Here is a 10,879-nt window from a genome sequence, read left to right on the forward strand (position 1 = left end):
ACGGGGCAAGGAAGTGCTCTATCCCCAACCTTTTGGCAAAACCACCTCTGCTTCTCAGAAGGATTACCCCGTGGATTATTCCCACTTCAACATCCTCGGTACTGCCGTGGGGGCGCACGGCATTGAAGCTGACCCCGACAGGGCTATTTTCCCGGCAGTCAGCCTGGAAACTGCCGTGGGGGCGAATGCTGACTTGAAACTCAACCTGCCCATTATAATTGCGGCCATGGGTTCCACCAATGTAGCCGCCAACAACTGGGATCACCTGGCCGCCGGCGCGGCTATATCCGGGGTGGGCATTGTTATTGGTGAAAACGTATGTGCCATGGACCCCGATGCTGAGATAAAGGGTGGACGCGTTATCCATTCTCCCAACCTTGTAAAGCGGGTCAAGGATTTCCAGAACTGGTACAGCGGCAGGGGATTCATTGCCGTACAGGCCAATGTGGAAGATACGAAACTGGGGGTCCAGGAGTACGCCATTGAAAAGCTGGGTGTGGAGGCCGTGGAGCTCAAGTGGGGCCAGGGCGCCAAGGACATCGGCGGCGAGGTGAAGCTGGACAGCCTGGAGCGCGCGTTGCAGTTAAAGAACCGCGGGTACATTGTACTGCCCGATCCCACGGACCCGAAGGTACAGGAGGCCTACCGTGCGGGGGCTTTCAGTGAGTTTGAACGCCATTCGCGCATTGGTATGGTCGAATACGAGTCCTTTATGGCCCGTGTAGAAGAACTGCGCAAGGCCGGTGCGAAGTACGTCTTTTTGAAGACCGGTGCCTATCGTCCGGCCGATCTGGCCCGGGCCGTAAAATATGCCTCGGACGCCAGGCTCGACCTCCTGACCGTGGATGGTGCCGGCGGCGGTACCGGTATGAGCCCCTGGCGGATGATGAATGAATGGGGCGTTCCCACCATCTACCTGCAGGCGCTGCTTGTCAGGTACCTGGATAGGCTGGCGGCCAGGGGAGCCTATGTGCCGCCGGTGGCCATGGCCGGTGGTTTCACCCTGGAGGATCACATGTTCAAGGGACTGGCCATTGGCGCTCCTTATGTGAAAGCCATCGGTATGGCCCGCTCGCCCCTGACAGCAGCCATGGTGGGTAAGAATGTAGGTGAAGCGGTAAAATCCGGGAAAGTGCCCGGTGAATACAAGAAATACGGTGAATCCCTTGAACAGGTCTTCATTGCCGCCAGTGAGCTCAAGGAAAAACTGGGTGCCGAAGCCTTTGAAAAACTTCCCGTGGGAGCCATCGGTGTATACACCTACTTTGAACGGCTGGCCCAGGGCCTGAGGCAGTTCATGTGCGGTGCCCGCAAGTTTGCCCTGTCCTACATCACCCGCGACGATGTGGCCGCCCTGACCAGAGAGGCTGCTGAAATTACCGGTGTCAGATACGTTATGGATGTGGATGCCGAAGAGGTGGAAGAAATTTTAGGTTAACGCAAAAAACCTGTTGCCAGGGGCCAGGGTACGGATTTATAATAAAACAGAGCCCAGGGATTTTCGTTGGGTACGATGATGTACCCGCCCATGAACAGGCAATGATGCCCTCGACAGGTCAGAAAAAGGACTTGGAGAGGGCATTTCTCTTCCCGGGAAGGTGGTACTTGAGTAATCCGGCAGCGCCCGGCAGATTGGTTACCAGGAATGAATTGGGAGGAAAAAATCTCCATGGCGGAACAGAGAATAGTGCTGGTAGATAGCGATGCCACCTGGAGAAAGTCCATTAAAGCCGTGCTCACCAGGCTGGGATACTGGGTGGTGGGTGAGGCATCAGATGGCCTTTCGGGGTTGAAGCTGGTGCGCAGCCGACAGCCGGATCTCCTGATTATCGAAGCAGGGGTGCCGGGTATGGATGGGCTGGAAGTGGCACGCATTGTCCATGAAGATAAGTTGGCCCCAGTAATAGTGCTGGTTAATTCCATGAGCCCCGGTCTTTTGGAGAAAGCCAAAGAGGCCCGGGTATCGGCCCTCCTCACCAAACCGGTGGATGAAAGTGCCCTGTTGTCCGCCGTGGAACTGGCCCTGGCCAACTACCAGGAGATTATCAAGCTGGAGAACCAGGTCCAGGAATTAAAGGAAGCTCTGGAGACCCGTAAGCTGGTGGAAAAGGCCAAAGGAATCCTGATGGAGACACTTGGAATTACGGAAGCCGAGGCATTCCGGCGCATGCAGAAGAGCAGCATGAACAAGCGTATCCCCATGCGTCAGGTGGCCGAGGCCATTATCCTGGCCCATAACTTGAAAAGTTAAGTCAAGGTATGATGACGTACCAGGAAGGGGCAAAGGCGCCCTGTGGGAATGGAACACCCGTTTATTCCCCGGGCGCCTTTTCCATTTTAAAAATTTGCCAGGAAGGTGGTTGTTTTATGGATGAGACGATCAAAAAAGAAGTGCTTGCCAGGGCAAGGGAAATGGGCGTAAAGTTCATCCGCCTCCAGTTTACAGATATTCTCGGCGTTCTGAAAAATACGGCCATCACCGTTGAGCAGCTGGAAAAGGCCCTGGACGGGGAATTGATGTTTGACGGTTCCTCCATACATGGTTTTACCCGCATTGAAGAGTCGGATATGTACCTGCGCCCCGACCCCAAAACTTTTGCCGTATTCCCCTGGCGGCCCCGGGATGGTGCCGTGGCGCGTCTCATCTGCGATGTTTACAATCCCGACGGTACCCCTTATGCCGGTTGCCCCCGCAACGCCTTGAAGAGGGTCCTGGCGCGGGCTGCGGAGATGGGCTTCACCATGCAGGTCGGACCGGAACTGGAATTTTTCCTCTTCCATGTGGATGCCGGTGGGCAGCCTACTTTACGCACCCATGACCGGGCCGGTTACTTTGACCTTACGCCAGTCGATATGGGAGAAAACGCCAGACGCTCCATGGTGCTCACACTGGAAGAGATGGGTTTTGAAATTGAGGCCTCCCACCACGAGGTGGCTCCCGGCCAGCATGAAATTGATTTTAAGTATTCCGACGCCCTGGATTGTGCCGACAAAATCATGACCTTCAAATTTGTTGTGCGGACCATTGCCCAGCGGCACGGCTTGCATGCCACATTCATGCCCAAACCGGTCTATGGCATTAACGGCAGCGGCATGCACACCAACCAGTCCCTCTTCCGGGGGAACCAGAATGCTTTCTATGACCCCTCCGCCCCCAACGGGTTGAGCGACATTGCCCGCTACTACATCGGCGGTCTGATGAAGCACGCCCGGGCCCTGGCCGCGATAACCAACCCCACGGTGAACTCCTACAAACGGCTGGTGCCCGGTTATGAGGCCCCGGTTTATATTGCCTGGTCGGAGCGCAACCGCAGCCCGCTTATCCGCATCCCGGCCAAGCGGGGCATGTCAACCCGTATTGAATTGCGCAACCCCGACCCGTCCTGCAACCCATACCTGGCCCTGGCGGTCTGTCTGGCAGCCGGTCTGGACGGTATCAAGAACCAGATCGAGCCGCCACCTCCCTGCGACCGCAACATCTACGAGATGACCCCTGCAGAGCGGCGTGAACTGGGCATCGAGAGCCTGCCCGCCAGCCTGGAAGAAGCCCTGCAGGAACTGGCCGGGGATGAGGTGATCAGGGAAGCGCTGGGCGAAGACATTTACACCAAGTTTGTCGAGGCCAAACAAAAGGAATGGGAGAATTACCGCGTTCAGGTACATCCCTGGGAAATTGAAGAATATCTGACCAGGTTTTAGATAAAGCTTTGTTACCATCCTCCTGTGCCCTGCCGGAATGGCAGGGTGTTTTTCCCAGGGCGAGAAAATTGTCAAAAAGCCCTTTTCTTTTAAGGCATTTATGTTATATACTATAAACTAGCTTTAAAAAACAGTGTTAAGGACATATTCGGGTACGATGTTGTATCCGTCGAGGGGCAATGAGGCCCACATGCAGCAGGTGAGCCGTTATCCTGCAGGTGTGGCCTTTTTTTCGTAAATTGCCCCGGTTTTTCGAGGAAGGGAGAGGTGTGAGGGCCGTGGCTCAGTTGACTAACGATGATGTAAGGCACCTGGCCAAAGAACTGGGAGTAAAATTTATCCGCCTGCAGTTTACCGATATTTTCGGTGTCTTAAAAAACGTATCGATTACGGTTGAACAGCTGGACAAGGCCTTGAACGGGGAGCTGATGTTTGACGGTTCTTCCATTGAAGGTTTTGTCCGCATCGAGGAGTCGGACATGTACCTGCGTCCCGACCCGTCCACTTTTGTGGTTTTTCCCTGGCGTCCCCGGGACGGGGCGGTGGCCCGGTTGATATGTGACATTTATAACGCTGATGGCACACCCTTTATAGGCGACCCCCGCTACGTTCTCAAGCGGGCTGTAGCTGAAGCGCGGGAAATGGGCTTTACCATGAACGTAGGACCGGAGGCGGAGTTCTTCCTCTTCCACGTTGACAGTGACGGGCGTCCAACCACCGTAACTCACGACCGGGCGGGTTATTTCGACCTGACGCCTGTTGACCTGGGTGAAGATGCCCGGCGGGACATGGTCCTCACCCTGGAACAGATGGGTTTTGAAATAGAGGCTTCCCACCATGAGGTGGCTCCAGGACAGCACGAAATTGATTTTAAGTATGCCGATGCCCTGGATACCGCCGATAAGGTGGTCACTTTTAAATTTGTGGTGCGTACTATCGCTCAGAGACACGGGTTGCATGCTTCCTTCATGCCCAAGCCCATATTCGGCATTGCCGGTTCGGGCATGCACTTAAACCAGTCCCTTATGAAAAACGGGGAAAATGCTTTTTACGATCCTCAAGCACCCCTGCAGTTGAGCGACATAGCCCTGTATTACATCGGCGGCCTGATAAAGCACGCGCGGGCCATTGCCGCTATAACCAACCCGACGGTAAACTCGTACAAGCGTCTGGTTTCCGGTTACGAGGCGCCGGTGTATATCGCCTGGTCCTCCCGCAACCGGAGCCCACTCATCCGTATCCCGGCCAAGCGGGGCCAGTCGACACGCATCGAGCTGCGCAGCCCGGACCCGTCCTGCAACCCCTACCTGGCCCTGGCAGTATGCCTGGCGGCCGGGCTGGACGGCATTAAAAACCGCATTCTGCCTCCGCCACCCTGCGACTGCAACATTTATGAAATGGGTGACAGGGAACGTGAGGAGCGCGGTATCGGCTGCCTGCCCCAGAGTCTAAAGGAAGCTCTGGATGAACTTGAACGCGATGATGTGCTCAGGGAGGCCCTCGGTCCCCACGTGTTCGGCCGCTTCATGGAGGCCAAGCGCATTGAATGGGACCGTTACCGCGTGCAGGTACATCCCTGGGAGATTGACGAGTACCTGACCAAGTATTAGCAAACCCGGCATGCAGCAACTGACGTTTCAGACTCCGTTTCCCCCATCGTAAAGATGGTACTGCGTTTTCGTTAATGAGCTTTATATAACAAACCAAACCGGTACAACGTCGTGCCGGAGCAACGAGGGCAACGGGGCCCACGTGCAGGTCACCTTATCAGGATGAAAAAACCTTTTTCCATCCCACAGGCCTGCCGTGGGCTTTTTTTTACCCTTCAAAAGATCTCAAAAAGAAACCCGGTCTAAATTCCATCGGGGAAGGAGTGACAGAAATGCCTCGAGTTGTGGTCAAAGAGGAAGTTTGTATCGGTTGCCACCTGTGTGAGGTCTGGTGTGTGGTGGCGCATTCTCGCAGTAAAAACATCCTCAAAGCATTTCTTTATGAAACGCCACGGCCGGTGCCCCGGGTGGTGGTGGAAGAAAACCTCCCTTTCACCCTCCCCGTACATTGCCGGCATTGCATCGAACCGTCCTGCGTGGAGGCGTGCATCAGCGGAGCACTCTACAGGGACCCCCTCACAGGAAGGGTGGAACACGATGCGGACCGCTGTGTGGGATGCTACAGCTGCGTCATGGCCTGTCCCTACGGGGCAGTGGTCATTGATGAAGCCAACCGCAGGGTGGCCAGGTGCGACCTGTGCAAGGAAATGGGGGAGCCGGCGTGCGTGAAGCAGTGCCCCAACCAGGCACTGGTTTATCAGGATTCCTTCACCAGTTAGGCAAGGAGGAAGCTTATGGAGAGGTTTGATTATCTGATCGTTGGTAACTCGGTGGGTGCGGTGGGTTGTATTGAAACACTGCGTTCTCTGGATCGAGCTGGTTCCATAGCTGTTATCGGGGAAGAACCGCATCACGTCTATTCCCGGGCTCTGCTGCCTTATTACCTGGAGCAGGAGGTGCCCGTGGAGAAAATGCTCTACCGCCCGGCGGATTTTTATGAACGCCTGGAAGTCACCCCTGTGCTCGGCCGGCGGGCGGTGGGCCTGGATACGGCCGGGCACGTGGTAAAGCTGGATGACGGCCGTGTCATCTCCTATGAAAAACTGTTGCTGGCTACCGGTGGCCGGCCCATTGTACCTCCCATACCGGGACTGGATACGGAAAAGGAGAACATATGCAACTTCGTGGCACTGCAGGACCTGCAGCGCATCAGCCGGTTGCTCCCGTCGGCCCGGCAGGCGGTGGTACTCGGCGGGGGGATCATCGGCCTTATGGCTGCCGAGGCACTGTATAAAAAGGGCCTGGAAGTCAGCGTGGTGGAGCTGGCTCCCCGGGTTCTGGCGCCGGTTGTGGATGAGTTTACCTCCCGGTTGATTGAGGAAACCTTCCGCCGGGCTGGTGTGGCCATCTACACTGGGACCACCTTTAAAGAGGTCCAGGGCGGGGAGCGTGCTACAGGAGTGGTACTCACCGGCGGCACTTTTCTCCCCTGCGACCTGCTGGTGGTGGCGGTGGGTGTGGTCCCCCGGGTGGACCTGGCCAGGGAAGCTGGATTGGCCGTGAACAGGGGTATTCTGGTGAATCAACGGATGGAGACTTCCGCTCCCGATGTGTATGCCTGTGGCGACTGTGCCGAGGTTTACGATTTCCTGCTGGGGGAAAGACGCGTGCTTCCCCTGTGGCCCAATGCCTACGCCGGGGGCCGCGTGGCTGCGTACAACATGCTGGGCGGGTTCCGGGAATATGACCGTGCGACGTCCATGAATGCCATGCACTTTTTCGACCTGAACATAATCACGGCCGGCCTGAACAACGCAGGGGAGAAGGACGGCTTTGAGGTACTGAGCCGTTTTGATACGGGCTCCCGCAGCTACCGGAGGTTTGTGTTGAAGGAGGACCGTATTTACGGCTTCACCCTGGTGACCGGGATTGGCCGGGCGGGCATCTTCCTCAACCTGATGCGCAGGGGTTGCCCTGTTACATCCTTTAAAGAAAAGCTCCTCGATGGGGGGTTTGGTTATCTGAATATTCCGGAAGGCCTGAGACGGGAGATGCTGAACGATGAAGGAGTGAGGAACCAACATGCGGCCGCGAATCAGTGAGCGTTACCTGCCTGAAAAAGATTCCCAGGCCTGCGGCTTATTTGGAGTGATGAACACGGCCGGGGAGAGGTTCGGCGGAGAAATGGCCATCAACGCCATGGTTAATATGAAGGTCCGGGGCAACGGTCTGGGCGGCGGTTTTGCCATTTACGGACTATACCCTGAGTACAGGGATTACTACGCACTGCACATCATGTTTGAACGCCATCAGCTGGGTGCGAAAGAAATGGTGGATGAGTTCCTGGCAGAGCATTTCCACGTGGTTTACGATGAGGAAATTCCCACTAATAAAAAGGCTACAGTTCTGAACCCGCCGGTGGTATGGCGTTATTTCGTCTCACCACGCCAGCATCTGGAAGAGGGCAAAAACCTGTCGGATGATGAGTTCGTGGTGGAAAAAGTGATGTACATCAATACCCGGATCGATGGTGCTTATGTGTTTTCATCCGGTAAAGATATGGGCGTTTTTAAAGGGGTGGGCTTCCCCGAGGAAATCGCCGATTACTTCATGCTCGACCGCTTGTACAAAGGATACATCTGGACCGCCCACAGCCGTTTTCCCACCAATACTCCCGGGTGGTGGGGCGGCGCACACCCTTTTTCCATCCTGGACTGGACAGTGGTGCATAATGGAGAGATCTCTTCGTACGGCACCAACCGGCGTTATCTGGAGATGTTTGGTTACTACTGCACCCTTTATACGGATACGGAAGTAATGGCTTACGCTGTGGACCTGCTCATGCGGCGGCAGGGTCTTCCCATAGAGGTAGTTGCCAAAATTTTCGCTGCTCCGATGTGGGACATCATTGAGCATATGGAACCGGAACGCCGGGAGCTCTACAAAACCCTGCGCATGGCCTATGCTCCTTTGTTGATGAACGGCCCCTTTACGGTTATCGTCGCCCATCACAGCGAAATGTTCGGCCTCACCGACCGCATCAGGTTGCGTCCCATTACGGCTGCCGCTGCTGGAGACTTTGTCTTTCTTTCCTCTGAAGAAGCGGCCATCCGGGCCGTGGCTCCCCGGCTGGATCTGGCCTGGACGCCGCCGGGGGGCGAGCCGGTAGTGGCCCGCCTGCATACCAGGGACCACCTGGCCAGCCTGTCCCGTGCCGTCTAAAGTTAACGGCAGGTGCCAGGCACCTTTATTAACTTATGTGGGGGTGAGATAAGATGTTTTCACATCTTTTACCCGAGTTTCTGGTTGAACGCCGCAGTGAACGGTGTATAAAATGCCGGGTTTGTGAGAGGCAGTGCCCCAACGGGGTTCACCATTACGATGCAGAGCTCGATCTCATGTTCAGCGATGAAAACCAGTGTGTGGGGTGCCAGCGCTGCGTGGTGTTGTGCCCCACCCGGGCTCTTTCTGTATATCCGCACCCGACCACTTACCGTCCCAATGCCAGCTGGACCAGGGAGAAGCTGCAGGATCTAAAGAAACAGGCCGAGACCGGGGGGGTTATTCTTACCGGTAGCGGTAATGACAAACCTTACCGTATTTACTGGGACCACCTGGTACTGAATGCTTCCCAGGTGACCAACCCTTCCATCGACCCGCTGCGGGAACCGATGGAACTGCGCACTTACCTGGGGCGCAAACCGGATACCCTGGAAGTGGAAATGAGCGGGGACAGGATTACCATAAAGTCCCAGCTTTCACCCAACGTGCTCGTTGAAACGCCCATTCTTTTCTCGGCCATGTCCTATGGTGCCATCAGCTACCAGGCCTTTGTGTCCCTGGCCATGGCCGCCAGGGAGTCCGGTACCCTCTTCAATACCGGTGAAGGTGGTTTACCCCGGGAAATGCGGGAGAAGTTCGGCCAGAATGCTATCGTGCAGTGTGCCAGCGGCCGCTTTGGGGTGGACCCCGAGTATTTAAACTCGGCGGCTGTGGTGGAAATTAAGATCGGCCAGGGGGCCAAGCCTGGTATTGGCGGTCACCTGCCGGGAGAAAAGGTATCGGCCAACATTGCCCTGACCCGCATGATCCCTGAAGGTACCGATGCCCTCTCCCCTGCACCACAGCATGATATTTATTCCATTGAAGACCTGTCCATGCTCATTTATGCCTTGAAGGAAGCCACAAACTACGAGAAGCCGGTTTCCGTCAAGATTGCAGCGGTGCACAACGTGGCTGCCATTGCCTCCGGCATAGTCAGGGCCGGGGCAGATATCGTGGCTATTGACGGCCTGCGGGGTGGTACCGGTGCAGCGCCCAAGATCATCAGGGATAACGTGGGTATTCCCATTGAGCTGGCCCTCGCGGCAGTGGACCGGCGGTTGCGGGAAGAAGGCATCAGGCATAAGTGCTCCATCATCGCGGCCAGCGGTATCCGCTGCAGTGCGGACGTGATCAAGGCCATTGCGCTGGGAGCAGATGCGGTGTACATCGGCTCGGCAGCGCTGGTGGCCATGGGTTGTACCCTGTGCCAGAAATGTTATACCGGCAAATGTGCCTGGGGCATCTGCACGCAGGATCCCTACCTCACCCGCCGTCTCAATCCGGAAATCGCCAGCCAGCGGCTGGTGAACCTGCTGCACGGTTGGAGCCATGAGATTAAGGAAATGCTGGGCGGCATGGGCATTAACGCCATTGAAAGCCTGCGGGGCAACCGGGAACACCTGCGCGGGGTGGGTCTGGAGGAATGGGAACTTGACGTGCTGGGAGTAAAAGGAGCGGGGGAGTGAGAACATGGCGGTAAGCTGTGCCCGATACGGGTTGCGGGAAATGTTTCTGGGTGGAGTTAGATCCCTCGATGACTTGAGGATGCGCCTTTCCATAGATGGACAGGAGGCGGAAATAGACGCCCGGGGTCTTGTGCACAAGGAAATAAATGATCTGATTCGGGAAGCGGCCCTTTCCGGTGCCCGCAAGATCACCCTGTATAACGTTTGTGGCCAGCGGTACATCGGTACGCGGCTCTTCCTCCCACAGCAGGACGGGAACGTGGAAATTCATGTATATTCCACTCCGGGCAACGACCTGGGGGCTTTTCTGGCCGGTCACCGCATCGTGGTCCACGGCAATGCCCAGGACGGGGTGGGCAACACCATGGATGACGGCGAGATCGTGGTTCACGGCCGGGCTGGAGATATCGTGGCCATGGCCATGCGCGGCGGCAAAATTTTTATCCGGGACAGCATTGGTTACCGGGCGGCCATCCATATGAAGGAATATACCGGCAAGGTGCCCGTGCTGGTAATCGGCGGTACGGCCCAGGACTTTTTTGGCGAATACATGGCCGGGGGTATCGTGGTCCTGCTGGGCCTGAATCTTAAGCCGGGCGAGCGGCACCACGCCCATTATATCGGTACTGGCATGCACGGCGGGGTAATTTACCTGCGGGGAGAAGTTGCCCCTCACCAGCTGGGCAAGGAAGTGGGGGTGCTCGAGCTGGATGACAGGGACCGCCGGCTTTTAGACCGGTACGTTGGAGAATTTGCCGGGCACTTCAACCTCGATGCCGAAAGCATCCTGAATGGCCGTTTTGTCAAACTCCTGCCGGTCTCCAAAAGACCGTACGGCAG

9 protein-coding genes are annotated in these 10,879 nt (G+C 56.4%); all 9 read left to right on the forward strand.

What is annotated here, in order from left to right; all coding sequences use genetic code 11:
* Positions 1–1,438 (forward strand): FMN-binding glutamate synthase family protein (locus ACPLUI_RS06125; RefSeq protein WP_424659390.1); only part of this gene is annotated, 1,438 nt, incomplete at its 5' end.
* A gap of 231 nt (positions 1,439–1,669) precedes the next feature.
* Positions 1,670–2,251, forward strand: coding sequence for an ANTAR domain-containing response regulator (locus ACPLUI_RS06130; protein ID WP_424659391.1), 582 nt, complete (start codon positions 1,670–1,672; stop codon positions 2,249–2,251).
* Between the two features lie 116 nt (positions 2,252–2,367).
* Entirely contained in the window at positions 2,368–3,699 is a 1,332-nt protein-coding gene (glnA, locus tag ACPLUI_RS06135) for a type I glutamate--ammonia ligase (protein ID WP_424659392.1), read from the forward strand.
* Positions 3,700–3,977: 278 nt separating this feature from the next.
* Positions 3,978–5,309 (forward strand): type I glutamate--ammonia ligase, encoded by a 1,332-nt coding sequence (gene glnA, locus ACPLUI_RS06140; RefSeq protein WP_424659398.1) that lies wholly within the window; start codon positions 3,978–3,980, stop codon positions 5,307–5,309.
* A gap of 272 nt (positions 5,310–5,581) precedes the next feature.
* Positions 5,582–6,028 (forward strand): 4Fe-4S dicluster domain-containing protein, encoded by a 447-nt coding sequence (locus tag ACPLUI_RS06145; protein WP_424659393.1) that lies wholly within the window; start codon positions 5,582–5,584, stop codon positions 6,026–6,028.
* A gap of 15 nt (positions 6,029–6,043) precedes the next feature.
* Positions 6,044–7,351 carry an NAD(P)/FAD-dependent oxidoreductase gene (locus tag ACPLUI_RS06150; RefSeq protein ID WP_424659394.1) on the forward strand — a complete coding sequence of 436 codons (1,308 nt, stop codon included), beginning with the start codon at positions 6,044–6,046 and terminating at the stop codon, positions 7,349–7,351.
* Positions 7,332–8,471: a class II glutamine amidotransferase gene (locus ACPLUI_RS06155; RefSeq protein WP_424659395.1), complete on the forward strand. Its 1,140-nt coding sequence runs from the start codon at positions 7,332–7,334 to the stop codon at positions 8,469–8,471. The genes ACPLUI_RS06150 and ACPLUI_RS06155 overlap by 20 nt, the downstream gene beginning before the upstream one ends.
* A gap of 53 nt (positions 8,472–8,524) precedes the next feature.
* Complete coding sequence (locus ACPLUI_RS06160; protein WP_424659396.1) at positions 8,525–10,039, forward strand: glutamate synthase-related protein; 1,515 nt, start codon at positions 8,525–8,527, stop codon at positions 10,037–10,039.
* 4 nt (positions 10,040–10,043) lie between these two features.
* Positions 10,044–10,879: hypothetical protein (locus tag ACPLUI_RS06165; RefSeq protein ID WP_424659397.1), on the forward strand; the 836-nt coding region annotated here is incomplete at its 3' end.

Source organism: Desulfofundulus sp. (assembly GCF_049701015.1).
Lineage (GTDB): Bacteria > Bacillota > Desulfotomaculia > Desulfotomaculales > Desulfovirgulaceae > Desulfofundulus.

Coding starts and splice junctions, on each gene's coding strand:
- ACPLUI_RS06130 (WP_424659391.1), top strand. CDS start 1,670: ATGGCGGAACAGAGAATAGTGCTGGTAGATAGCGATGCCACCTGGAGA.
- glnA (WP_424659392.1), top strand. CDS start 2,368: ATGGATGAGACGATCAAAAAAGAAGTGCTTGCCAGGGCAAGGGAAATG.
- ACPLUI_RS06145 (WP_424659393.1), top strand. CDS start 5,582: ATGCCTCGAGTTGTGGTCAAAGAGGAAGTTTGTATCGGTTGCCACCTG.
- ACPLUI_RS06150 (WP_424659394.1), top strand. CDS start 6,044: ATGGAGAGGTTTGATTATCTGATCGTTGGTAACTCGGTGGGTGCGGTG.
- ACPLUI_RS06155 (WP_424659395.1), top strand. CDS start 7,332: ATGCGGCCGCGAATCAGTGAGCGTTACCTGCCTGAAAAAGATTCCCAG.
- ACPLUI_RS06160 (WP_424659396.1), top strand. CDS start 8,525: ATGTTTTCACATCTTTTACCCGAGTTTCTGGTTGAACGCCGCAGTGAA.